This window comes from Actinotalea sp. (genome assembly GCF_041597215.1).
GTDB lineage: Bacteria > Actinomycetota > Actinomycetes > Actinomycetales > Cellulomonadaceae > Actinotalea.
Genome location: NZ_JBFHHB010000016.1, coordinates 1 through 24,268 on the forward strand (window position 1 = coordinate 1; position 24,268 = coordinate 24,268).

Genomic DNA, 24,268 nt, shown 5'->3' on the forward strand with positions numbered 1-24,268 from the left:
GACCTCGTCGGCCTCGGACACGGGGAGCACCCAGGGACCGAAGGCGTCGAACTCCTCGGTCCGCTCCATGGGCTGGGGCTTCGCCCCCTTCGCTGCGGGCATGAAACGACCCTACGCCCGGGCGTACGCCTCCGCGCGGTGTACCGGGATCGGCCCCGGACGTACGCTCAGGGATGCCTTCGACCTCGCCCGCCGTCGAGCTCACCGTCGGGGACCGCACCGTCCGGGTCTCCAGCCCTGATCGTGTCGTCTTCCCTGCACGAGGCGTCACCAAGCTGCAGGTCGTGGAGTACGTGCTCTCCGTCGGCGAGGGGATCCTCGGTGCGGTGCGCGACCGACCGACGACGCTGGAGCGCTGGCCCAAGGGTCTCGTCGAGGGGGCGCACCTGGCGACCCGCGCCGACCCGAAGGCCGACGCCTTCTTCCAGAAGCGCATCCCGAAGGGCGCACCGGACTGGGTGCCGACGACTACCGTCACGTTCCCCAGCGGACGCTCGGCCGACGAGGTCTGCCCGAGCGAGCTCGCCGTCCTGGTGTGGGCGGCCAACCTCGGGACCCTGACCTTCCACCCCTGGCCCGTGACCTCCGCCGCGCTCGACCATCCCGACCAGCTGCGGATCGACCTCGACCCGCAACCGGGGACCGATTTCTCCGACGCGGCGCGCGTCGGGCTGCACCTGCGTGAGCTGCTGGACGAGCTGGGGCTCGCGGGCCACCCGAAGACCTCCGGGGGACGAGGGCTGCACGTCTTCGTCCCGATCGAGCCCCGTTGGACCTTCACCGAGGCCCGGCGCGCCACGATCGCCCTGGGTCGCGCGCTGGAGCGGCGCCTCCCCCGAGACGTCACCGTCGCCTGGTGGAAGGAGGAACGCGGCGAGCGCATCTTCGTCGACTACAACCAGATGGCGCGCGACCGCACGATGGCCTCCGCGTACTCGATCCGCGCCAAGGCGCACGCCCCGGTCTCGGCCCCGCTGCGCTGGGAGGAGGTCGGGGAGGCCGATCCCCTCGACTTCGACGTCACGACGATGGCCGCACGCTTCGCGGAGGTCGGCGACCTCGCGGCCCCGCTCGTCGCGGGTGCCGCACCGCGCGGGTCCCTCGACGCGCTCCTCGACCTGGCCGACCGGGACGAACGCGACCGCGGGCTCGGCGACCTGCCCTACCCACCCGAGTACCCCAAGATGCCGGGCGAGCCCAAGCGCGTGCAGCCGAGCCGCGACGCGGACCGGGACTAGGGCGTCGCCTCACCCTGCCCGTCGAGGGTCGACACGGCCCGGGCCCTGCCGAGGTTCCACCCGGCCCAGCCGTCCGGCGCCGGCACCTCCAGCCCCGCGAGCACCTGCGAGCGCAACGGCTCGTCGAGCCCAGCGGCCGCGGGGACGGCATCGGCCGAGAGCCCCTGCAGGTACGAGACGTCGACCCCGGTCACCCGGGTGTCTGCTGCTCCCGGGTCCAGGTGCGCGTTGCGCTGGACGATGAGCGCGTCCGGGTTGATCGCCGCGAGCGAGAGGACCGCGACGGCAGCCACCTGGACGACGGCACGCGGGAGCCATGCCGCACGCCACCGGACACCCGCGACCAGCACGAGGAGGAACACCACCCCGAGGGCGATCTCCGCGGTCAGGACCGTGATCCGCAACCGTGTCAGGCCGAAGGCGTCGACGTAGAGCACCATCCGCCGCACGGCGGAGGCGACGACGCCGAGCGTGCCGACGCAGAGCAGACCGAGCGCGAGGCTCGACCACCGGCGGTGCGAGGACGTCGCTCGCGGCGCCCAGCGCGCGGCGAGCGCGACGACGGCGAGGGACAGGACCGTGACGGCGACGAGCTGCCCGAAGCCCTCTCGCGCATAGCCCGCGTAGGTCATGCCCGCTGTCCGCAGGACGAAGTCGTGCCCCCCGATGAGGGCACCGACCTGCACGAGGACGAAGGCGAGGACGACGACGTCCAGCGCGACGATCGGCAGGAGCCACTCCCCCGGGCGGGCCCCGCGCCGCTGCGGACCGCCGGAGGTGCTCGGCCACCGGACAGGCGCGATCGACAGGTGAGCAGCGCCCGCCACGAGGACCGCGACCAGGAGCCCGACCACCAGCCGTCCGGGCAGGAGGCCGATGTCGACGCGCGGGATGAGCGAGGCGAAGACGGCGTCGGCACTGGCGAACAGCGCGCCGAAGGCCCCGACGAGCAGCACCGTGATCAGCACGCTGCGCAGCACGACGACGAGGGACTCCCGCCGGGAGCCGGCGAGCACCCCCAGTCCGCGACGTACGGCGGTCACGGCCCGCAGGGTGCCGAGACCGGCGACGAGTGGGGCGAGGAGCACAGCCGAGGGTCGGCGTGCCCCGGTCAGGGCAGCGGCCGCGGCTCCTGCCGCGGCGAGCAGGCACAGCGCGACGACCCAGTCGGCGGCCCGCACACTCACCATGACGAGCAGGGCACCGGACAGGGCGAGGGTCAGGAGATCGGCGACGGCGCGGCGACGCAGCAGCGCGGGCGCCGCCGTCGCGAGGGCGCCGAGGCCGACGAGGGTCATGCCGAGCCCGATCCGGTTCCCGACGAGCGCCGCACCAGCGAGCACCCCGACGGACGCCACCGCCACGAGGTGGCCCCTGCCCAGCGGGACGGCGCGGTCCCGCCAGAAGTCGGCCATCGCGGTCTCGAGCCGACCCGGAGGGCGCGGCAGTGCGAGCGCGGGCCCCACCGCAGGTGCCGGAAGCACCCCGACCTGGGCAGCTCCTGGTTGCGGCGGCGCCGGGGGTCCCTGTCCCGGCCTCGTGGACGGGCCGCTCACGGCCGCACCGCTCACCGCCGCACCACTCGCCGTCTCCGCCCCGGCATGACGCTCGTCATCGCTCATGATCGTGACGCTAGCCCGCACGCCCCCGGTCGGTCAGTCGCGAGCGCGCAGGTCCCGGGGCGAGTGTGTGCAGGCTTCGCCCCTGCTGTGGACGGCCTGTGAAGGCCGGGTCAGGCGGTGGGGCGCACGTGAGCGGTGAGCCGGGCGGCGAGCGCGTCGATCCCCTCGCGCAGCAGGCCGGTGTCCATGCCCGCCGAGAGGAAGCGCGCTCCGCGCCCCGCCCAGTGCAGGGCCATCTCCCCGTCCGAGCAGAAGAGCCCCGGTACGACCCCTGCCGCGACGCAGACCTCGATCACGCGGTCGAGGAGTCTCCCGACCACCTCGGAGTCGCGGTAGGTCGCACGCCCGTACCCGCAGCTCAGCGCGAGGTCGTTGGGTCCGATGAAGACTCCGTCGACCCCGGGGACCGCGACGATCTCCTCCAGGGCGTCGATCCCCTCCTGCGTCTCGACCATGACGAAGCAGAGCAGCGCGGCGTCGGCCACCTCGGGGGCAGGGGCGCCGTCGGCGCGGATCCCGCCCCACATCGGCCCCCAGCTGCGCGAACCCTGCGGGGGGAAGCGGCAGGCATCCACCGCCGCGGCGGCCTCGGCCGCGGAGTTCACCATGGGCACGAGCACCCCGCAGGCACCGGAGTCCGCGGCCCGCATGATCTGCGCCGGTTCGTTCCACGGCACCCGGACCACGGGCGCCATCCCTCCCGAGCGCATCGCCTGGAGCAGGGTGGGCAGCTCGGCGAAGCTCGCGAACCCGTGCTGGAGGTCGACGACGGCGAAGTCCACGTCGGTCGCCGCGACGAGCTCGGCGACGACGGGGTCCGCGAGCAGACTCCACATCCCGAAGGCCGGGCGGTCGGCGGCCCAGAGCTCACGCAGGTGCGCGCTGGCGCGCACCTGCGTCCTGTTCTCCATCATCGTGCAGGCTCCTTGCTGGACGGTTGCGGGTGACTCGGGCAAATGACGGGTCGGCAGAGGGTCAGTGCGATTCGCGGCCGACGGCCGAGCCGGTCGACCCGACGAGGAAGTCGAGGTCGGCCCCGGTGTCGGCCTGCTGGACGTGCTCGACGTAGAGGCGCTCCCAGCCGCGGGCCGGTGCGGCGTACGCGGCACGGGCAGCCGCGGAGGGCTCCCGTGCGGCGAGCTCGGCCTCCGGGACGTCGAGGTGCAGACGCCGCGCCGGCACGTCGAGCTCGATCATGTCCCCGTTGCGCACCAGCGCGAGCGTTCCCCCCGCGGCGGCCTCGGGTGCGACGTGCAGCACCACGGTGCCGAACGCCGTCCCGCTCATCCGGCCGTCGCAGACGCGCACCATGTCCCGCACGCCCTGCTCCAGGAGCTTGGTGGGCAAGGGCATGTTCGAGACCTCCGGCATCCCCGGGTACCCCCGGGGCCCGCAGCCGCGCAGCACGAGCACGCTGTCGGCGTCGACGTCCAGGTCCGGGTCGTCGATCCGCGCGTGCAGGTCCTCGACGGAATCGAAGACGACGGCCCGCCCGCGGTGCCGGAGCAGGGCGGGCGTGGCGGCGGCCGGCTTGATGACGGCGCCGAGCGGGGCCAGGTTCCCGCGCAGGACGGCGATCCCCGCCTCGGGCTGGAGCGGATCCGCGCGGACCCGGATGACCTCCGGGTCCCAGATCCTCGCGTCCTCGAGGTGGTCGACGAGGGGCCTGCCGGTCACCGTGAGCGCCGTGGGGTCGAGCAGGTCGCGGACCTCGCGCAGCACGGCGAGCAGGCCGCCGGCCCGGTACAGGTCGTCCATGAGGAAGCGGCCGGCGGGGAGCAGGTCGACCAGCAGCGGGACCCCGGACCCTGTCCGGTCGACGTCGTCCAGGCTGAGCTCGACGCCCAATCGCCCGGCGATCGCGAGCAGGTGCACGACGGCGTTGGTCGACCCGCCGATGGCCGCGAGCGCCACGATCGCGTTGAGGAAGGACCCGCGCGAGAGGATCGTGCTCGGGCGGCGGTCCTCGTGCACCAGCTCGACCGCGAGCCGGCCCGTCTCGTGGGAGGCCTCGAGCAGGCGGGAGTCCGGCGCCGGGGTCCCGGCGACCCCCGGCAGCGTGGTGCCCAGCACCTCGGCGAGCAGACCCATGGTCGAGGCGGTGCCCATCGTGTTGCAGTGGCCCTTGCTGCGGATCATCGCCGACTCCGAGCGCAGGAAGTCGGCCCGGTCCATCGTCCCGGCGCGGACCTCCTCCGCGAGGGCGTAGGTCGAGGTGCCGCAACCGAGGGGTGCGCCCCGGAAGGTCCCGGTGAGCATCGGGCCACCGGGGACGACGACCGCCGGGAGGTCGACCGAGGCCGCGGCCATGAGCAGCGCGGGGATCGTCTTGTCGCAACCGCCGAGCAGGACGACCCCGTCGATCGGGTTGGCCCGGAGCATCTCCTCGGTGGCCATCGCCGCCATGTTGCGCCAGAGCATCGCCGTGGGGCGGACCTGGGTCTCGCCGAGGGAGACGACCGGGAGGTTGAGCGGCACGCCCCCGGCCTCCCAGATCCCCTGCTTCACGGCTGCCGCGACCTCGTCGAGGTGCATGTTGCACGGCGTGAGGTCGGAGGCGGTGTTGGCGATGGCGATGTGCGGTCGTCCGTCGAAGGCGTGGGTCGGCAGTCCGCGCCGCATCCACGCGCGGTGGATGTACGGGTCTCGGCCGTCTCCGGCGTACCAGGCGTCGCTGCGCATCCCCATCGATCCACTCTCTTTCCGTTAGTTGGAAAGTCGTACTAACATCCGGAACGTGACCGACGGTACTCGCTCCGAGCGCCCGGACGAAACCCCACGGGTCGTCGGGGCCGACCGGGTCCTGGCGATCCTCGTCGAGCTCGCCCGCCTCCCTGGCGGGGCCTCCCTTGACGACCTCAGCCGGATCGCCCGGAGCCCCAAGCCGACGGTCCACCGCGCGCTCGCCTCCCTCCGCTCGGCAGGTCTCGCCGACCAGGACAGCCCCGGCCACTACGTCCTCGGCGACGAGTTCCTCCGCCTCGCCTTCGCGCATCACGAGGCCCGCCCCGACCATGTCCGCGTGCAGCCGGTGCTCGACGCCCTGACCGCGCGCTACGGCGAGACGACGCACTACGCCGTGCTCGACGGTCACGACGTCGTCTACCGCGCGAAGGTGGACCCGCCGACGGGAGGCGTCCGGCTCACCAGCACGATCGGCGGCCGGAACGCCGCGCACGCCACCGGGGTCGGCAAGGCCCTGCTCGCCATGACCCTTCCCGACGACGAGGCCGTGCGGGAGTGGGTCGGCGATCGCACTCTCGACGCCAGGACCCCCGCGACCCTGACCTCCGCCGACGCCCTCGCCGCGGACCTCGCTGTCGTCCGCGCCCGCGGCTGGGCCGTGGACGACGAGGAGAACGAACCAGGGATCGTGTGCATCGCGATCCCGGTCTACCTCGTCTCGCCGACCGTTCCCAGCGGGGCGATCTCCGTCAGCGCCCTGCGCTTCCGCACCCCGCTCGCCACCCTGGAGGCCGAGGTCCCCGCGATCCTGCGCGACCTCGCCGACGCCCACCTCGGGAAGGACTCATGACCACCTACCACGCCGTTCCCGCGAGCCCCGGACGCTACGGCCTCGCCGAGGGCCCCGTCCAGGACGAGGCGACCGAGACGCTGACCTGGGTCGACATCGTCGCCGGAGAGGTCCACCAGGGCCGCCTGTCGCGCGGCGTCGTCGAGACCGAGCGGCGCGTGCAGGTGGACTCGATGGTCGGTGCGGCACTGCCGTCCGCCGACGGACGGGTCCTGGTCGCCGGGCTCGAGCGACTGTGGGTCCTGCACCCCGACGGGTCCATCGATCGCGGTCCCCGCGTGCTGCCACCCGGGACGGGGCGGCGGCTCAACGACGCCGCCTGCGATCCCGAGGGGCGGCTCGTGGTCGGCACCCTGAGCCTGTCCGGCTCCTCCACGACGGAGAGCCTCCTCCGCGTCGAGGACGACGGCAGTCTCACGGTCCTCGACGAGGACCTCGCCCAGTCCAACGGGCTCGCGTGGTCGGCGGACGGCACGACGCTGTACTCGGTGGACACGATCCCCGGGCACGTCTGGGCCCGGGACTACGACGCGCGGACCGGACGGACCGGCCCGCGGCGCCTGCACCTGCGCGTCGAGGGGTACGCGGACGGCATCGGCACCGACACGGACGGCAACGTGTGGGTGGCCGTCTGGGGTGCGGGTCGGGTGCTCTGCCACGCTCCGGACGGCTCCCTGCTGCACACGGTCGAGGTCGCCGCCCCGCACAGCTCGTCGCTCGCCTTCGTCGGGCCCGAGCTGCGCACCCTCCTGCTGACGACGGCCTCCGTCGAGCTCGACGAGGCGCAGCTCGCCCGCTACCCCGACTCGGGCCGGCTGTTCGTCGCCGAGGTCGAGGCGACCGGCGTCCCCGCCACCCCGTGGAACGGCCGGTTGCCGTCCAGCCCGTTCGGCCGGCAGGAGCACTGATGCGCGCGTTCGTCGTGACCGGACCCGGTCGGTCCGGGGTCCAGGACCTCCCGGAGCCGGTCGCCGCGCCCGGGCAGGTCGTCGTCGAGATCACCCGGGTCGGCGTCTGCGGCACCGACGTGGAGTTCTTCACCGGGGACATGGCCTACCTCGGCTCGGGGCACGCCGCCTACCCGATCCGGCTGGGGCACGAGTGGGCCGGACGGGTCGTCGCCACTGCCGCCGACGTCGACCAGGGCTGGCTCGGGCGTCGCGTCACGGGGGACACCATGCTCGGCTGCGGTCGGTGCGCGCGTTGCCGTGCCGGTCGTCAGCACGTGTGCGAGGAGCGCTACGAGCTCGGGATCCGCGGAGGTTTCGCCGGTGCCCTCGCCGAGCGGATGGCGATCCCCGCCTCGAGCCTGCACGCCCTTCCCGACACGGTCGACGACATGACCGGAGCGCTCGTCGAGCCCGGCGGCAACGCCTTGCGTGCCGTCTGGGCGAGCGGCGTCGAGCCCGGTGAGCGACTGCTGGTCCTCGGTCCCGGGACGATCGGTCTGCTTGCCGGCCTGCTGGCCAGGGCACTGGGTGCGGAGGTGCACCTCGCCGGCCGCTCCGAGCGTTCGCGGGCGTTCGCCTCGAGCCTCGGCTTCGCGGTCTCGACGGTCGACGCCCTGCCCCCTGGTCCGTGGGACGGCGTCATCGACGCCACCAACGCGCCGGGGATGCCGGCCCTCGCCGTCGAGCTCGTCGAGCCGGGCCGCAAGGTCGCCTACATCGGCCTGTCCACCACGCCGAGCCTCGTCGACTCCCGCGACCTGCTGCTCAAGGACGTCACGGCCACCGGGATCCTCAGCGGATCCCCTGGCCTCGCCGGGACGATCGAGAGGTACGCCTCCGGCGCGGTGGACCCGAGACCGCTCGTCGCCGCCACCGTCGGGCTGGCCGAGGTGACGGACGTCCTGGCGGGCCGACGGCCGGGCGGGGCCGGCGCGGGCCCGAAGTTCCACGTGGACCCCCGCCGCTGAGCCCTTCCCGTCGACGACGAGCGCGCACCGAGCGGCGGACCGGTCGGCACGGCGCTCAGGAGAGGAGCCGGTTCGCCCCCGCGCGCAGGACCACCCGGTCACGTCCCGTGGCGTTCGGACATCGCACGCGGTCTGCGGGTCCGGACGACGAGAGGCCCCTCACCGCAGTGCTGCGGATGAGGGGCCTCGTGCGCGGAGCCGCCTATCAGAATCGAACTGATGACCTTCTCATTACGAGTGAGACGCTCTACCGACTGAGCTAAGGCGGCGTGGCCCGCGCGAAGCGGGCCGCGCCTACTGTACCGGCGGTCCGGCATGACGCCAAAGCGGCTCAGCAGGCGGCCCCGTCGGCGGGGACCTCACCGTCGAGCAGGTAGCCCTCGACCGCATCGGCGACGCAGGCCCCGCCCCGTCCGTAGGCGGTGTGCCCCTCGCCGTCCCAGGTGAGCAGATGACCCGACTCGAGCTGGTCCGCCAGCGCCTCGGCCCACCGGTACGGCGTCGCCGGGTCCCCCGTCGTGCCGATCACGAGGATCGGGCCGGCGCCCTCGGCCGTGATCGGCGCGGGCTCCCTGGTGGACGTCACCGGCCAGGACTCGCAACCCGCGGCGAGGGCGAACTGGTCACCGAAGGTCGGCGCGACGGCCTCGACCTCAGCCGCCACCTCGAGCAGCTCGTCGTAGCTGCGCTCCACGCTCGGGTAGTCGAGGCAGTTGATCGCCGTGAAGGCCATCATCGCGTTCGACGTGTACGCGCCGTCGGCCGTCCGGTCGAGGTACAGGTTGGCGAGCTGGGCGAGGGTCCCGCCGGTGTTCTGGGTGACCACCTCGGTCAGCGCCTGCGTGAGGTAGGGCCAGGAGGAGTCGTCGTAGAGCGTCACGATGATCCCGTAGAAGGCGAGCGTCCCGTTGACCGTCGTCCCGTCGCCCGCGTCGAGGGGACGGGCCTCGGCCCGGTCGACGACCTGCCGGATCTGCTGCATGCCCTCGTCGACCGTGCCTGTCAGCGGGCAGCCACTACCCGCCTGGCAGTCGGTCACGTAGGCCCGCACGGCGGTCTCGAAACCCTCGGCCTGCTCGAGCGAGAGCTGGTCGTTCGACATCGACGGGTCGAGCGCACCGTCGAGGACGAAGCGGCCGACGTTCTCCGGGAAGAGCCCGGCATAGGTCGCCCCGAGGAAGGTCCCGTAGGAGTACCCGAGGTAGTTGAGCTTCTCGTCGCCGACGACGGCCCGCAGCAGGTCCAGGTCCTTGGCGGCGCTGACGGTGTCCACATGGCCGAGCAGGTCACCCGTCGCCTCCAGGCACGCCTGACCGACGGCGGCGACCCTCGCCCGAGCCGCGTCCAGGTCCTCCTGGCTCTCGATCTCCACGTCCTGCGTCAGGTACTCGTCGATGAGGGCGTCCCCGCCGCACTGCACCGCCGTCGAGTCACCCGTGCCGCGGGGGTCGAAGGCCACGATGTCGTACGCGGACAGGACCTCGGCGCCGAAGATGTCCGACACGGCATAGCCCAGGAAGCCGATCCCCGACTGCCCGGGCCCGCCGGGGTTGAGCAGGAGCGAGCCCATGCGGTCCGCCCCGGTCGCCGCATGGCGCTGCACGGCGAGCTCGATCGTGCCGAGCGACAGGTCGTCCCAGTCGAGCGGCGCCGCCACCGTCGCGCACTCGTCCTCCCCGCAGTCCGACCACTCGACCTGCTGCGCGTAGAGCGCGTCGATCGAGTCGGCGGGGGCTCCTGCCGTCGCCCCGGCACCCGACTCGGAGGGAGTGCTCTGGACCTTGCCCGCGGCACATCCCGAGAGCAGCAGGGTGAGGGCGCCGAGGGAGGCGAGAGCTGCGCGGGCGGAGCGACGGGCGCTGCGATCGCGGTGGGCAGGGTGGACGACGGGCTCGACACTCAAGGGCACCCGCCTACGGTAACCGCTGAGGGTCGGGCTCAGACCTGTGGACGCAGCGCCACAGCCATCGCCTCCATGGCGAGCAGGGGTGCGACGTTCCCCGCCAGGCGGGTCCGCGCCTCACCGATCGCGTCCATCCTGCGCACGGTCTGCTCCGGCGAGCTCTCCGCTGCGAGCCGGTGCACGTCCTGGCCCGGGTTCACCAGCTCGACGTCGGCCCCGAGCTGGACCACGAGCACGTCGCGGTACAGCGAGAGCAGGTCCAGCGCCGCCCGATCGAGCTCGTCCCGCAGGGCGCGGGTGGCGCGACGCTTCTGGTCCTCCTCGAGCTGACGCACCTGGGCGCGCAAGGTCGGCGGGAGCGGCCCGCCGTCGCCGGCGCCGAGGGTGTGCAGCAGGGCGGTGCGCTCGGCCGCGTCGCGGTCCTCCGTCGCGGCCCTGGACTCGGCGGTGGCCACCTCGACGAGGTCGGCGGCGACGAGCACCGCGTCCCCCACCCCGCGGATCCCCGCGGCGAGCTCGAGGGTCCGCGACCGACCCTCGCGCGCCGCCGGGTCCCGTGCCAGCCGGCGGGCCAGGCCGACATGGCTCTGGGCGGCCCGCGCAGCGGCCTCGGCGATCTCCGGCTCGACCCCGTCGCGCGCGACGAGCAGCGCTGCGACGTCGGCCACCGGAGGCACGCGCAGGGCGAGGGCGCGGCTGCGCGACCGGATGGTCACGACGACGTCCTCCGCGCTCGGTGCGCACAGCAACCAGACCGTGCGCGGCGGTGGCTCCTCGATGGCCTTGAGCAGCACGTTCGAGGTGCGTTCGACCATGCGATCGGCGTCCTCGACGATGATCACGCGCCAGCGGCCCTGCGAGGGGCTCCGCTGCGCCACCCCGATCAGTCCGCGGACCTCCTCGATCGAGATCGTGACCTTCTGGGTCGCGACGACGGTGACGTCGGCGTGGGTCCCGGCGAGCGCCGTCCGGCAGGCGGTGCACGTCCCACACCCGCCCTCGAGGCACTGCAGGGCGGCGGCGAAGGCCCTGGCAGCCGTCGACCGGCCGGAGCCGGGCGGCCCCGTCAGGAGCCAGGCGTGCGTCATGGCCTGCGGGTCCGCGACGGCGCCGCGCAGCACCGCGACAGCGGCGTCCTGGCCGACGAGGGCGTCCCAGACGCTCATCCGACTGCTCCGAGCAGACCGGCGACCCGGGCGCGGACCGCCGCGGCGACCTCCTCGACCGGAGCCGAGGCGTCCAGGACCAGCCACCGCCCCGGATCTGCGGCCGCGCGGTCGAGGAAGGCCCTGCGCGTGCGCGTATGGAACTCCAGGCCGGCGCTCTCCAGCCGGTCGGGGCGCCCGGAGAGCCGGGTCAGGCCCAACGCCGGGTCCAGGTCGAGCAGGACGGTGAGCACCGGGAGCAGCCCCTCGACCGCCCACAGGGAGAGCCGCTCGACGTCCTCGGCACCGAGGTCGCGCCCGTGGCCCTGGTAGGCGACCGAGGAGTCGAGGTACCGGTCGCTCAGGACGACGGCGCCCCGCTCGAGCGCCGGCCGGACGACGGTGTCGACATGGTGGGCCCGATCGGTCGCGTACAGCAGCGCCTCCGTGCGCGGGCTGACGTGGCCACCGTGCAGGACGGCGGCCCGCAGCTCGAGCCCCAGCTCCGTGCCGCCGGGTTCCCTGGTCGCGACGACCTCGTGGCCCTGCGCGCGCAGCCACCCCGCGAGCCGGTCGATCTGGGTCGTCTTCCCGACCCCGTCGCCGCCCTCGAAGGAGACGAAGACCCCTCGCGCTTCCGGCCGCGGGCTCGGGGCCGGAAGCCCGGTGGGGGTGTCGTTCACGTCGCCAGCGTAGTGGCCGGGACCGACGGGAGGCCTCGGCCCGATCGCGCGGCCGGGACCGACGGACGACCCCGGCCCGATCCCGTCGTCCGGGCCCCTCGCCCGGTCACTCCCCCGGGTAGACGAGCCCGATCTGCCGTCGCACCTCGTCCATGGTCCGCATGACCTCGAGGCTGTTGTCCCAGGTCATCCGCGGGCTCTCGGTGAGGCCCTCGGCGACGCAACGGGCCACCTCTGCGGCCTGGAACTGGAAGCCCCCGTCGATCTCGCGGTCGAAGGACCACCACGTCCCGTCGAGGCCGATGACCCGGAAGGACGTGGGTCGGTAGAAGTCCGTGTCGATCTCGATCCGCCCCTTCGTCCCGGCGATCACCGCCGTGGTGGCCGTCCGCGACCACAGCGTCGTGTTCAGCGAGGCCTGCGCCCGCTCGCCGTAGCCGAGGGAGATGCTCACCTGGCCGTCGACACCCGTCGAGCTGAGGCTGCCGGTCGCGTGGATCCGGTCGGGGGTGCCGAGCAGGTCGTGCGCGAAGGACACCGGGTAGACGCCGAGGTCCAGCAGCGCACCGCCGGCGAGGGCGGGGTTGTGCAGCCGGTGCTCGAGCGGGAGGTGGTTCATGTTCTGCCCGTGGTCGGCGATGACGGTGACGACCTCGCCGATCTCCCCTCGCTCGATGACCCCGCGCACGGCGGCCACATGCGGGAGGAAGCGCGTCCACATCGCCTCCATGAGGAAGACGCCTGCCGTGCGGGCGGCGGAGACCATCTCCTCGACCTCCGCGGCCGAGCGCGCGAGGGACTTCTCGACCAGGACGTGCTTGCCCGCCTTGATGGCCAGCAGCGCGTGCTCGAGGTGCGCCGAGTGCGGGGAGGCCACGTAGACGGCCTCGACCTGCGGGTCCTCCACCAGCGCCCGGTACGACGAGTGCGTCGTGGGGATGCCGTGGTGCGTGGCGAAGCGCTCGGCACGATCCCTGTTGCGCGAGCCGACGGCGACGAGCTGCGCGCGGGTGTGGTGGTTGATCGCATCGGCGAAGACGGCGGCGATGCCCCCCGGGGCGAGGATCCCCCAACGGAGCGGCGGTGCGGTGCGCGGGTCCAAGGGAAGTGTCATGGCACCAACCTAGCGTCCGACGCCAGCATTGATGCCCCCCGATGAACTTACCCGTCGCAGGCGGGTGCGCGAGGGGAATCCGTCCTCCGGTTCCGCCGGCGCCCGGGTGTGCACTGGATCCTGCGAGCGCATCGGACGCCGCGCACCGACACCAGCAACGGAGCCGATCATGACAACTCCCGTCCCCGTCCGCACCGTCATCAGCCCGGGACGCTACGCGCAGGCCCGTGGGGCCATCACCCGCCTCGGGGAGTTCGTCGCCCCGATCGGCACCCAGCCGCTCGTGGTGGCCGACGACGTCGTGTGGGGACTGGTCGGTCAGGCCGTCACTGACTCGTTCACCGCCGCGGACCTCCCCGTGGTGCGGGACGGGTTCGGGACCTATGCCACCGCGGGCGCCGTCGACGCGATCGCCGAGCGCGCCAGGGAGCTGGGTGCCGACGTGATCGTCGCCGTGGGCGGCGGCAGCACGATCGACGCGGTGAAGGCGGCCGGCTTCCTCGCCGGGACCCGCTGGGTGTCGGTGCCGACCGTCGCCTCGACGGACGCACCCTGCTCGGCACTGTCCGTGATCTACACCGAGGACGGCGCCTTCGAGGAGTACCGCTTCTTCCCGCGCAACCCCGACCTCGTCCTGGTCGACACCCAGCTCGTGGCCGACGCCCCGGCGCGCTTCCTGGTGGCCGGCGTCGGCGACGCCCTCGCGACCTGGATCGAGGCCCGGTCCGTCGCCGCCGCGCACAGCACGACGATGGCCGGCGGACTCCCGCTGGAGACGGGCACCGCCCTGGCACGGCTCTCCTGGGAGATCCTGTGGGAGAACGCCCTCCCGGCGATCGCCGCCGTCGGCAAGCACCTGGTCACGCCCGCCGTGGAGAAGGTCGTCGAGGCCAACACCCTGCTGTCGGGGCTGGGCTTCGAGTCGGGCGGGCTGGCCGCAGCGCATGCCATCCACAACGGGCTGACCGCTGCTCCCCAGACCCACGGCCTGACCCACGGGCAGAAGGTCAACATCGGCTCGCTGACCCAGCTCGTCCTGGAGGGGGCAGCCACGCAGGAGATCCGTGACTTCATCGTCTTCACCACCAAGGTCGGCCTGCCCACCACCCTGACGGAGGTGGGCCTGAGCACGGAGGACCTCACCGACCTGACCCGCGTCGCCCAGGCCGCGACGGCACCGGGCGAGACGATCCACGCGATGCCGTTCGAGGTCTCCGTCCCCGAGCTCGTCGACGCCCTGCGCTCGATCGAGGCCTTCTCCCGGACCGTGCGCGCCGAGGCGGGGCTCGCCGAGCCCGTCCTGCACGTCGCGCACTGAGTGCACCCCCGGAGCGGGTGGGGCGGCCGTTCGCTGACCCACCCGCTCCTCGCGTGACCGACCGCCCGCCATGGCCAGGTTCGTCGCCGGCCTGGCTAGGCTCGGCTGGTGAGTGGACCGCGCGTGCTCGCCTGCGGGCTGGCGACCCTTGACGTCGTCCAGACCGTCGAGCGCCTTCCGGGTCCCGACGAGAAGATCGTGGCCGACGGGCTGCTGGTCGCGGCCGGTGGCCCGGCAGCCAACGCCGCGGTCGCCGCCACGGCCCTCGGAGCCCCCGCCCGGCTGCTGAGCCGGGTCGGCGACGGGAGCATCGGCCGGATCGTGACCGAGGACCTGGCCGCCCATGGCGTCGAGCTCGTCGACCTCGCCGGTCCCGGGCACAGCCCCGCCGTCTCGACCGTCCTGGTCACCAGGTCGACGGGGCAGCGCGCCGTCGTCTCGGTCAACGCCACGCTGACGCGCGACGGCGGACCGGCCGCCGCGACCGCCGCGGCCCTGGAGCGGGCGCTCGACGGCGTGCGCGCCGTGCTCGTCGACGGGCACCACCTCGACCTCGCCGTCCCGCTGGCCGCCGCCGCCCGCGGCCGCGGGGTCCCCGTGCTGCTGGACGGCGGGTCGTGGAAGACGGGGCTCGAGGCCCTGCTCGAGCATGTGGACGTCGCCCTGCTCTCCGCCGACTTCGCCCTTCCCGCCCGTACCGCCGAGACCTCTTCCCTGGAGGACGTCGCGGCGCTCGGCCCGGCGATCGTCGCCCGCTCGCACGGTCCCGCACCGATCGAGGTGCTCGCGGACGGGACGAGGTGGACGGTGCAGGCCGGCCGGGTGGAGGTCGTGGACACGCTGGGCGCCGGCGACGTGCTGCACGGAGCCCTGCTCGCGTGGCTCGCCGCGCACCGCTCCTCGGAAGGGCCCACCCTGACCGCCCCGCTCGGCGACGGCCTGGCCGCTGCCGCGCAGGTGGCCTCGCACTCGTGCGCGGCAACCGGGGCCCGCGGGTGGTTGGCCGGCCGGTCGAGCCTCCCGGCGCTGCGGCGCCTCGTCACCGGCTGACCGGTCCCGGGGCGGCCGTCGAGCCGATCGGTCCGCGGGCCGCCCTCCTCAGCCCTTCGTCGTCCGCGAGGTCGTGGTCTTCTTCGCCGCCGGCTTGCGGGCCGGGGCCTTGCGCGCGGTCTTCTTCACGGGGCCGCGGGCGCGCTTCTCCGCGAGCAGCTCGGCCGCACGGTCCAGGGTGATCTGCTCGACCGAGTCGTCCTTGCGCAGGGTGGCGTTCGTCTCGCCGTCGGTCACGTAGGGGCCGAACCGGCCGTCCTTGACGACGACGGGCTTCTTGCTGACCGGGTCCTCCCCGAGCTCGCGCAGCGGTGCGGCGGCCGTGGCCCCGCGCCCTCGCTTGGGCTGGGCGTAGATCGCCAGCGCCTCCTCGAGGGTGATGGTGAACATCGACTCCTCGTTCGGCAGGGTCCGGGAGTCGGTCCCGCGCTTGAGGTACGGGCCGTAGCGGCCGTTCTGCGCGGTGATCTCCGTCTGCGACTCCGGGTCCACGCCCACCACGCGCGGGAGCGAGAGCAGCTTGAGCGCGTCCTCGAGGGTCAGGGTCTCGAGCTGCATGGTGGACAGCAGCGATCCCGTCCGCGGCTTCGGCAGCGCCGCGAGCGCCTTCTTCTTGGCAGCGGCCGAGAGCCCGGGGTCGAGCTCCGGCTCGGGGAGCAGCTCGGTGACGTACGGGCCGAACCTGCCCTTCTTCGCGACGATCGTCGTCCCGGTGCTCGGGTCCTCACCGAGCACGAGGTCGCCGTCGGGCTGGGACTCCATGAGCTCACGCGCCGTGGCGACGGTGAGCTCGTCGGGGGCCAGCTCGTCAGGGACGGAGGCGCGGCGCGACTCCCCGTCGACCTCCTCCTCCAGATAGGGCCCGTAGCGGCCGACGCGCAGCGTGATGCCGTCGCCGATCTCGATCGAGTTCACCTCGCGAGCGTCGATGTCGCCGAGGCTCGCGACGAGGTCCCGCAGGCCCGTCCCGGCTCCGGCTCCGGCTCCGGCTCCGGCTCCGGCTCCGGCTCCGAAGTAGAACTCGGTCAGCCACTCGACCCGGTCCTTCTCCCCTGCCGCGATCGCGTCGAGGTCCTCCTCCATCGAGGCGGTGAAGTCGTAGTCGACGAGCCGGTCGAGGTTCTCCTCGAGCAGGCGGATCACCGCGAAGGCGAGCCACGTCGGCACCAGGGCCTGGCCGCGGGACCCCACGTAACCGCGGTCCTGGATGACCGAGATCGTGGCGGCGTAGGTCGACGGACGGCCGATCCCGCGCTCCTCGAGCGCCTTGACCAGGCTCGCCTCGGTGTACCGCGGCGGCGGGGACGTGCGGTGCCCGTCGGCGGTGATCTCCGAGCCGGCGAGCGCGTCGCCCTCGGCCATCACCGGCAGGCGGGTCTCGCCCTTGTCCCCCGACTTCTCGGCGGCACCGTCACCCTCGTAGCGCTCGGCGTCCCTGCCCTCCTCGTAGGCGGCGAGGAACCCGCGGAAGGTCACGACCGTGCCGGAGGCGGCGAACACGGCGCGCGTCGCGGGGCCGACCCCCGCAGGGAGCTGCTCGACGGTCACGTCCGCGCCCAGGCGCACCGAGGCCGTCGAGCCGCGGGCGTCCGCCATCTGCGAGGCCACGGTGCGCTTCCAGATCAGCTCGTACAGCCTGAACTGGTCGCCCGACAGCTCCGAGGCGACCTGCGCCGGCGTGCGGAACTGGTCACCGGCGGGCCGGATGGCCTCGTGCGCCTCCTGGGCGCCCTTCGCCTTGCTGGCGTAGACGCGCGGGGCGGACGGCACGTACTCGGGGCCGTAGAGCTCGGCCGCCTGGCGTCGAGCGGCGTCGATCGCCTGCACCGACAGCACGGGCGAGTCGGTCCGCATGTAGGTGATGTAGCCGTTCTCGTACAGGCCCTGAGCCGTGCGCATCGCCTGACGCGAACCCATCCGCAGCTTGCGGCTCGCCTCCTGCTGGAGCGTCGAGGTGGTGAACGGCGCTGCCGGCTTGCGCGTGTAGGGCTTCGTCTCGAGGCTGAGCACGCTGAACGCTGCGCTCTGGAGTGCCGTGGCCAGGGCACCGGCCGCCACCTCGTCGAGCGCGACGGCGCCCTTGCCCTTGAGCTCACCGCGGTCGTCGAAGTCACGCCCGCTGGCCACCCGCTGCTCGCCGAGCGCGACCAGGCGTGCCGGGAAGGAGCCCTCCTGCTCGGTCGTCGTCGGGGCGCCGTGCGCGAAGACCCCTGTCACGTCCCAGTACTCCGCCGAACGGAACGCCATCCGCTCACGCTCGCGCTCGACGACCAGCCGGGTCGCCACGGACTGCACGCGGCCGGCCGAGAGACCCTGCCGGACCTTGCGCCACAGCACGGGCGAGACCTCGTAGCCGTACAGCCGATCGAGGATGCGCCGCGTCTCCTGGGCGTCGACCAGTCGGTTGTCCAGCTCACGGGTGGACTCCAGGGCCCGCTGGATCGCCTCGCGGGTGATCTCGTGGAACACCATGCGGTGCACGGGCACCTTGGGCTTGAGCTCCGCGAGCAGGTGCCAGGCGATCGCCTCCCCCTCGCGGTCCTCATCGGTCGCGAGGTAGAGCTCGTCCGCGTCCTTGAGCGCCCGCTTGAGCTCGGCGACCTTCTTCTTCTTGTCGGCGTCGACCACGTAGTAGGGCTCGAAGCCGTTGTCCACGTCGACGGCGAACTTGCCGAAGGGGCCCTTCTTCATCTCGGCCGGGAGCTCGGACGGCTGCGGCAGGTCGCGGATGTGCCCCACGGAGGCCTCGACGGTGTACCCCTCGCCGAGGTACCCGGCGATCGTGCGCGCCTTCGCCGGCGACTCCACGATCACGAGCCTGCGTGTCATCACTGCTCCTTGGTTCCGCGGTGGGTCGGGCCCGCCCGTCGGGCTCGCACTCTACGACCTGTCAACCCCGGGCGGGCAATGAGCGCGCCACCCCGGTGTCCTGATCGGCCAGCGCCAGCAGGCCGGAGAGGCAGGCGAAGGCGAGGCAGGTCACCGAGACCACGGCGAGGGCTCCACCCCCGAACGCCACGATGAGCTGGGCCCGGGACGGGAACTCGATCAGGCCGAGCGCGTACGTCGCGTCCAGGGCGACCCAGGCCGCCGCGCCGGTCGCGATCGCCGCGCCGACGAGGAGCGTCACGGTCGTCGCCGCCGTCCGCACGACACGCCCCGGCTCGAGGGTCCCGTCCAGTGCCGTCACCACGCCGGTCCAGGCCAGGACGATGAGGACCCCTGCGATCACGTCGCTCGGCCGGTGCCAGCTGCCGAGGATCGTGCCGATCCCCGTGACGATCGTGTAGGCCAGCCCCACGACGACGGCCGCCGGCCGGTACCGGCGCGGTACCGCGAGCACGAGTGCGGCCGACAGGGAGGCCGCGACGGTCGTGTGCCCGCTCGGCCAGGAGTTGTAGAGGGAGTCGCCCAGCGCGACGTCCGGGCGGGGGAGCGTGGACTTGAGGAACTGCGAGGTGAGGTTCGCTCCCCCGACCAGCACCACGAGCTGGACGGCGAGCGCCAGACGGCGCCGGTACAGGGCGAGCCCGCAGGCGACCACCAGGACGGCGAGCATGAACTTCCTGGAGACGATCGTGACGACGGGCTCGGCGATGGCCCAGGTCTGCGCACCCCAGCCCGAGCCCTCACGCTCGTACTGCGCACCGTCGATCGACAGGACGTCGACGTAGCGCAGCGTCGCGGTGTCGATCGCCAGTCGCCACACGACCCAGATGGCGGCCGCGGACAGCACCGCGACGACGAGGCCGACCACCCGGTGCCGCAGCCCGCGCGGACGACCGGGCCGCGTGCGGGCCTGCAGCGTGGAGTCGATGGTCACCCACCAACGGTACGCGAGCGGCGCCCGGCGCCAGGAGGACCGGACGGCGGCAGCGGGCCGACCGACCACCCGCGCCGGTCAGCCGACGAGGACCGCATGCCTGCCCGTGCCGAGGAAGGCAGCCGCCGAGTCGTCGGCGTGCAGGCACACGAGACATCCGCCGTGGGCCTCGAGCACCGCCGCCGCCTCCTCGATGGCCTCGGCCGCACGCGGGCTGCGCAGACGGACCGCCTGGAGGTCGAGGACGACGATCGACGCGCAGGCGGAGAGGGCCTGGAGAAGCGCCCGCAGGCGACCGACGTCCCCTCTGCCGAAGGACCCCACCGGGCGGACGGTCGCGGTGAGCCATGCAGGGTCGGGCTCCCCTCCTGCAGCGAGATGCTCGGCCGCGGCCCGCGCTGTCGGGGCGGTGGGTACCCCGTCCTCGGCTCCTCCCCGCTGACTGGTCCCGACCTCGCGTGCGGTGCTCGTCTCGATGCTCATCACGGTCTCCTTCGACTCCACCGGCTCGGTACCGGACGAGCTCAGCCTCGCGCCGGCTCCTGGGCCCCGGCTGGGGCCGGGCCGCGAATCGGCTGTGCGGGCGAAACTCGGCCGACGCACAGGTTGCACACAGCCACAGACAAGGCGGCGCTCAGCAAGGGGGCGCACGATGTACTCATGACGACGACGCGCCCCACCCCCGCAGCGCCCCGCGAGCAGCTGACGCGCGCGGACGGCAGCCCCATCCGTGCCCTGGTGGTCGACGACGAGCCGGCACTCGGCGAGCTCCTCGCCACGGCCTTGCGCTACGAGGGCTGGCAGGTCGAGACGGCACTGAACGGCTACGACGCGATCCGCACGGCGAAGGCGTGGGAGCCGGACGTCATCCTGCTCGACGTCATGCTCCCGGACCTGTCCGGGCTCGAGGTCCTCAGCCGGGTTCGCGCTTCGATGCCCTCGGTCCCGGTGCTCTTCCTCACGGCGAAGGACGCCGTGGAGGACCGCGTCGCCGGGCTCACCGCGGGCGGTGACGACTACGTGACCAAGCCCTTCTCCATCGAGGAGGTCGTCGCACGGCTCCGCTCCTTGCTGCGCCGGACGGGCGCCACCCTCGCCAAGGAGGACGCCGTGATCGTCGTCGGCGACCTGGAGATGGACGAGGACGCGCACGAGGTGCGCCGCGACGGGCAGGACATCCACCTGACGGCCACCGAGTTCGAGCTGCTGCGCTACCTCATGCGCAACCCCCGGCGGGTGCTGTCCAAGGCGCAGATCCTCGACCGGGTGTGGCAGTACGACTTCGGCGGTCAGGCGAACATCGTCGAGCTGTACATCTCCTACCTGCGCCGGAAGATCGACGCCGGCCGGGCTCCGATGATCCACACCCTGCGCGGCGTGGGCTACGTGCTCAAGCCTGCCGAGGTGGCCGCCACCCGATGAGCGCGGACCTCCCCCGCCACTTCGCCCCTCCCACGCCGCCGTCGCAGCCCGTCCCTCCGCCCGCAGGGGCGCGAAGGACGTGGACCCTGCGACGGCGTCTGGTCGTGCTCACCGTCGCGCTGTTCGCGATCGTCGGCGGTGCGATGGGCGTCGTGTCGACGCTCGCCCTGCAGAGCACGCTCGTCGACCAGCTCGATGTCCAGCTCCTCGAGTCGAGCCAGCGTGCCGAGCGCGCCCAGGGGGACCGCACACCACCGGACTCGACGACGGGCACGACCCTGCCGGGAACCGCGTCGGAGGCAGGCGACACCCCGCTCGCCGGTCCTGCGCCGGAGGGCGAGGACCCCACGCTCCCCGCTCCTCCGCCCGCCCTGGACGCTCCGGGACAGGCGGCGGGCACCCTGAACTACACCTCCGTCGGCGGCGTGGTCCGCTCGGGGTACCTGGACGACGACGGGACCTACCGCGCCCTGACGGCCGAGCAGGACGCCGTCCTCGCCTCGGTCGAGGTGGGCTCCGGGCCCCAGACGGTCGACCTGGGCGAGCTGGGGATGTACCGGGCCCTCGCCGTCGAGGGACTCGCCGGCGGGGTGCTGGTGACCGGCGTCACGATGGCGGAGACCACGACGACGGTCCAGACGTACCTGGCGGGTGAGGCCCTCATCGTGGTGGCGGGGATCGCGATCGCCGCCCTCGCCGGTGCGGGCCTCGTGCGACGCGAGCTGCGCCCGCTGGAGCGGGTCGCGGCCACCGCGACCCTCGTCTCCGAGCAGAGCCTCGACCGCGGAGCCGTGACCCTGGAACGCGTTCCGTCGGCCGACACCGACACGAGCACCGAGGTGGGCGAGGTGGGCGCCGCACTCAACCGGCTGCTCGACCACGTCGAGTCCGCGCTGGCGGCCCGGCACGAGAGCGAGATGCAGGTGCGGCAGTTCGTCGCCGACGCGAGCCACGAGCTGCGCACACCGCTTGCCTCGATCCGCGGCTACGCCGAGCTGGTCCGTCGCCTCCCCCAGGAGCTCCCGCCCGACGCCCTGCGTGCCCTCGAGCGTGTCGAGTCCGAGTCCCGGCGGATGACGAGCCTGGTGGAGGACATGCTCCTGCTGGCACGACTCGACGCCGGACGAGCCATCGAGGACGTCGAGGTCGACCTGACGAGCCTCGCCGTCGACGCCGTCTCGGACGCGCACGCAGCGGGCCCCGACCATGTCTGGCTGCTCGAGCTGGGCGAGCCGGACGAGGATGATGAGCTCCCGCCCTGCGTCGTGCGGGGCGACGCGCACCGTCTGCAGCAGGTGCTGGTCAACCTGCTCTCCAACGCCCGGGTGCACACCCCGCCGGGCACGACCGTGACCACCTCCGTCCGGACGGACGGGACGACGGTCACGGTCCGGATCAGCGACGACGGCCCGGGGATCCCCGCTGCCCTGCGGCCACGACTCTTCCAGCGGTTCACCCGCGGCGACGCGGCCCGCTCACCGGGGACCGCCTCGACAGGGCTCGGCATGGCCATCGCCCTCGCGGTCGTCACCGCGCACTCGGGGACGATCGTGCTCGACGACACGGAGACGGGGACCTCCTTCAGCGTGCGGCTGCCCGCAGCCTGAGCATGGCGACGGCCCGTGACCTCCGAGGGTCACGGGCCGTCGCCGCGCCTGCCGCTCAGGGCGGCGTCGTGTCGCTGTCGCTCCCGAGGCCGCCCTCGCCGCGACGCCCGGACCCCGGTGCCAGCTCGCCGACGCCGTCGAGGACTCCCGCACGCGGGTCGACGCGTTGCACCGCCGTCTCGTCGTCACGGCTCAGCAGCAGGCCGGTCCCCAGCCCGCCGGCGAAGCCCCCTCCGAGCAGGGCGAAGCCTCCGACCACCGCGGCGGCGATCGCCCATCCAGGCATCCCACGACGGGGCGGGAGCGGGCCGGCGGGGCCCGCTGCCGCGGACGGGTAGGCGGTGGCCGTCGGACCAGGGGGAACCGCGGCGCCGGACGGGTGGTCAGTCGCGGTCGCGCCGGCGGGCGCCCCGGGGAATGGCGAGGGGGCCGTGGCGCCCGGGTCGACGGTCGCGGAGGCAGGGCCACCGGCCTGCGCGGCCGGGAGCGGCGTCGGCACCGGCACGTCGCCGACAGCCGGCGTCGGGGCGAGCGGCTGGGTGGGCTGCTCATCAGGCGGGTTCGGGGTCTGCTGGTCGTTCACGTCGTCCTCCTGAGAAGTGGTCATGTGGACGAGTGTTCGCCCGTGACCTTTCGGGAAGCCGGACGCGCGCTGGACGCCGACTGTGAGATCGGTGACGGCCCGCGGGGGACTCGGGCCGTCACCGAGCGTCCGGGGTCGCGGGTACCCGCGACGAGGGCTCAGCCGCCCTGCGGCGGGCCCCCGGGAGCGCCACCGACGCCGCCAGGGGTCGTGGTGGTCGTCGACGTCTCCCCGCCGAGACCGCTGAGCCCGCTCTCGGTGGAGTCGTCCTCGGAGACGAGCGCAGCGGTGAGGTCGGCGATGACCACCTCGTCGCCCTCGACGAGGCCCGAGGAGATCTCGGTGCGCTCGCTGCCGACGGTCCCGATGCCGACCTCGACGTCCACGAGGGCGCCGTCCACGACCTGCTGGACGGTCGCGCCGGTGTCCGTCCGGTGCACGGCCGAGGTCGGCACCGTCAACGTGGCGTCCTGTGCCGCGACGTCGATCACCAGCTGCGCGGAGGAACCGTCGTAGAGGGTGTCGTCGGACGGGTCGACCGCCAGCACGACGGTGTAGCTGGGCGTCGAGGTGGTGGACACGTTCAGCACCCCGATGCTCGTGACGGTCGCCCCAAGGCCCTCGTCCACGCTGGACACCGTGGCCGTGGCGGTCTGACCGACGTGCACGGAGTCCACGTCCGTCAGGTCGAGCGTGGTGGTGACGAGGTAGCCCTCCTCGCCGAGGACGGTGATGACGGCCGTGCTCGAGGAGGCCTGCACGTCGTCACCCACCTCCAGGGAGACCGCCGCGACGGTCCCGGCGATCGGCGTGGTCAGGGTGACGAGGTCGAGCTCGTACTGCGCGATCGACAGGAGGAGCTCTGCCTCGTCGATCGCGGCCTGGTCCGCGAGCAGGTCCTCGGCGGAGGCCACGACGACCGTCGCGGATGCCCCTGTCGCGCCCGTCGTGGACGAGGGGGACGTCGCCGAGGAACCCGAGGAGGCGCTGCCGGAGCCGCTCGACGATGCTCCGGAGCTGTCACCCGCGGTCGGGTCGGTCGACGAGCCAGGTGTGGTCGTCGACCCACCCGAGGCCTGGGCGACGGCGTCGCGTGCTTCCGCGACGAGCGCGTCGAGCGTGGTCGCGAGGGTGTCGACGGTGGCCTGCGCCTCGGCGACAGCCACCTGGTCGGAGAGGAGCTGCGCGACGGCGTCCTGGCAGGAGGTCAGCGTGCCGGTCTCGTCGGTGCCGGTCTCGTCCGTGCCCGTCTCGTCCGTGCCCGTCTCGTCGGTGCCCGTCTCGTCGGTGCCCGTCTCGTCGGTGCC

Annotated in this window: 20 protein-coding genes and 1 tRNA gene; 8 read left to right on the top strand and 13 right to left on the bottom strand. The window is 73.5% G+C overall.

Annotated elements, in window-relative coordinates; all coding sequences use genetic code 11:
- Window positions 1-173: 173 nt before the first annotated feature.
- Window positions 174-1,238 (top strand): non-homologous end-joining DNA ligase, encoded by a 1,065-nt coding sequence (ligD, locus tag ABWK99_RS02525; RefSeq protein ID WP_372593119.1) that lies wholly within the window; start codon window positions 174-176, stop codon window positions 1,236-1,238.
- Here the strand turns inward: ligD and ABWK99_RS02530 are convergent.
- From ABWK99_RS02530 to ABWK99_RS02540, 3 genes are all read right to left on the bottom strand, one after another.
- Complete coding sequence (locus ABWK99_RS02530) at window positions 1,235-2,860, bottom strand: DUF4153 domain-containing protein (protein ID WP_372593120.1); 1,626 nt, start codon at window positions 2,858-2,860, stop codon at window positions 1,235-1,237. The two genes, ligD and ABWK99_RS02530, sit on opposite strands and share 4 nt — an antisense overlap.
- A gap of 110 nt (window positions 2,861-2,970) precedes the next feature.
- A complete protein-coding gene (locus ABWK99_RS02535) occupies window positions 2,971-3,774 on the bottom strand; it encodes an HpcH/HpaI aldolase/citrate lyase family protein (RefSeq protein ID WP_372593121.1) in 804 nt (267 codons plus the stop codon).
- Window positions 3,775-3,835: 61 nt separating this feature from the next.
- A complete protein-coding gene (locus tag ABWK99_RS02540; RefSeq protein ID WP_372593122.1) occupies window positions 3,836-5,548 on the bottom strand; it encodes a dihydroxy-acid dehydratase in 1,713 nt (570 codons plus the stop codon).
- Between the two features lie 49 nt (window positions 5,549-5,597).
- Between ABWK99_RS02540 and ABWK99_RS02545 the strand changes: the two genes are divergently transcribed.
- From ABWK99_RS02545 to ABWK99_RS02555, 3 genes are read left to right on the top strand one after another with little or no spacing between them, the layout of a single operon-like run.
- Window positions 5,598-6,395: an IclR family transcriptional regulator gene (locus ABWK99_RS02545; protein WP_372593123.1), complete on the top strand. Its 798-nt coding sequence runs from the start codon at window positions 5,598-5,600 to the stop codon at window positions 6,393-6,395.
- Entirely contained in the window at window positions 6,392-7,303 is a 912-nt protein-coding gene (locus tag ABWK99_RS02550; protein ID WP_372593124.1) for an SMP-30/gluconolactonase/LRE family protein, read from the top strand. The genes ABWK99_RS02545 and ABWK99_RS02550 overlap by 4 nt, the downstream gene beginning before the upstream one ends.
- Window positions 7,303-8,313, top strand: coding sequence for a zinc-binding dehydrogenase (locus tag ABWK99_RS02555; protein WP_372593125.1), 1,011 nt, complete (start codon window positions 7,303-7,305; stop codon window positions 8,311-8,313). Before ABWK99_RS02550 ends, ABWK99_RS02555 begins: the two co-directional genes overlap by 1 nt.
- A gap of 196 nt (window positions 8,314-8,509) precedes the next feature.
- Here ABWK99_RS02555 and ABWK99_RS02560 read toward each other — a convergent pair.
- From ABWK99_RS02560 to ABWK99_RS02580, 5 genes are all read right to left on the bottom strand, one after another.
- Window positions 8,510-8,582, bottom strand: a tRNA-Thr gene (locus tag ABWK99_RS02560).
- A gap of 62 nt (window positions 8,583-8,644) precedes the next feature.
- Window positions 8,645-10,222, bottom strand: a complete 1,578-nt coding sequence (locus ABWK99_RS02565; protein ID WP_372593126.1) for an alpha/beta hydrolase — start codon at window positions 10,220-10,222, stop codon at window positions 8,645-8,647.
- Window positions 10,223-10,251: 29 nt separating this feature from the next.
- Window positions 10,252-11,382, bottom strand: a complete 1,131-nt coding sequence (locus ABWK99_RS02570; RefSeq protein WP_372593127.1) for a DNA polymerase III subunit delta' — start codon at window positions 11,380-11,382, stop codon at window positions 10,252-10,254.
- Window positions 11,379-12,044: a dTMP kinase gene (gene tmk / locus ABWK99_RS02575; RefSeq protein ID WP_372593128.1), complete on the bottom strand. Its 666-nt coding sequence runs from the start codon at window positions 12,042-12,044 to the stop codon at window positions 11,379-11,381. Before tmk ends, ABWK99_RS02570 begins: the two co-directional genes overlap by 4 nt.
- A gap of 106 nt (window positions 12,045-12,150) precedes the next feature.
- Window positions 12,151-13,158, bottom strand: a complete 1,008-nt coding sequence (locus ABWK99_RS02580) for a Gfo/Idh/MocA family protein (protein ID WP_372593129.1) — start codon at window positions 13,156-13,158, stop codon at window positions 12,151-12,153.
- Between the two features lie 169 nt (window positions 13,159-13,327).
- Between ABWK99_RS02580 and ABWK99_RS02585 the strand changes: the two genes are divergently transcribed.
- Together ABWK99_RS02585 and ABWK99_RS02590 are read left to right on the top strand one after the other, a co-directional pair.
- A complete protein-coding gene (locus tag ABWK99_RS02585) occupies window positions 13,328-14,476 on the top strand; it encodes a glycerol dehydrogenase (RefSeq protein ID WP_372593130.1) in 1,149 nt (382 codons plus the stop codon).
- A 108-nt stretch (window positions 14,477-14,584) separates the two neighbouring features.
- Entirely contained in the window at window positions 14,585-15,526 is a 942-nt protein-coding gene (locus tag ABWK99_RS02590) for a PfkB family carbohydrate kinase (RefSeq protein WP_372593131.1), read from the top strand.
- A gap of 48 nt (window positions 15,527-15,574) precedes the next feature.
- Here the strand turns inward: ABWK99_RS02590 and topA are convergent, their stop codons facing one another.
- The 3 genes from topA to ABWK99_RS02605 form a co-directional block, all read right to left on the bottom strand.
- The gene (gene topA, locus ABWK99_RS02595; protein ID WP_372593132.1) at window positions 15,575-18,355 is read right to left on the bottom strand and encodes a type I DNA topoisomerase; all 2,781 of its coding nucleotides are present in this window, start codon (window positions 18,353-18,355) and stop codon (window positions 15,575-15,577) included.
- Window positions 18,356-18,416: 61 nt separating this feature from the next.
- Window positions 18,417-19,349, bottom strand: coding sequence for a phosphatase PAP2 family protein (locus ABWK99_RS02600; protein ID WP_372593133.1), 933 nt, complete (start codon window positions 19,347-19,349; stop codon window positions 18,417-18,419).
- Window positions 19,350-19,427: 78 nt separating this feature from the next.
- Entirely contained in the window at window positions 19,428-19,832 is a 405-nt protein-coding gene (locus tag ABWK99_RS02605) for a hypothetical protein (RefSeq protein WP_372593134.1), read from the bottom strand.
- A gap of 177 nt (window positions 19,833-20,009) precedes the next feature.
- On the opposite strand from ABWK99_RS02605, the gene ABWK99_RS02610 reads away from it, so the two are divergent.
- Both ABWK99_RS02610 and ABWK99_RS02615 read left to right on the top strand, forming a co-directional pair.
- Window positions 20,010-20,771: a response regulator transcription factor gene (locus ABWK99_RS02610; RefSeq protein ID WP_372593135.1), complete on the top strand. Its 762-nt coding sequence runs from the start codon at window positions 20,010-20,012 to the stop codon at window positions 20,769-20,771.
- On the top strand, window positions 20,768-22,378 hold the full coding sequence (locus tag ABWK99_RS02615; RefSeq protein ID WP_372593136.1) for a sensor histidine kinase: 1,611 nt from the start codon (window positions 20,768-20,770) through the stop codon (window positions 22,376-22,378). Before ABWK99_RS02610 ends, ABWK99_RS02615 begins: the two co-directional genes overlap by 4 nt.
- Window positions 22,379-22,433: 55 nt before the next feature.
- Here ABWK99_RS02615 and ABWK99_RS02620 read toward each other — a convergent pair whose 3' ends face one another.
- Together ABWK99_RS02620 and ABWK99_RS02625 are read right to left on the bottom strand one after the other, a co-directional pair.
- A complete protein-coding gene (locus ABWK99_RS02620; protein WP_372593137.1) occupies window positions 22,434-22,985 on the bottom strand; it encodes a hypothetical protein in 552 nt (183 codons plus the stop codon).
- A gap of 134 nt (window positions 22,986-23,119) precedes the next feature.
- The coding region (locus ABWK99_RS02625) for an efflux RND transporter periplasmic adaptor subunit (RefSeq protein ID WP_372593138.1) at window positions 23,120-24,268 on the bottom strand (1,149 nt) is incomplete at its 5' end.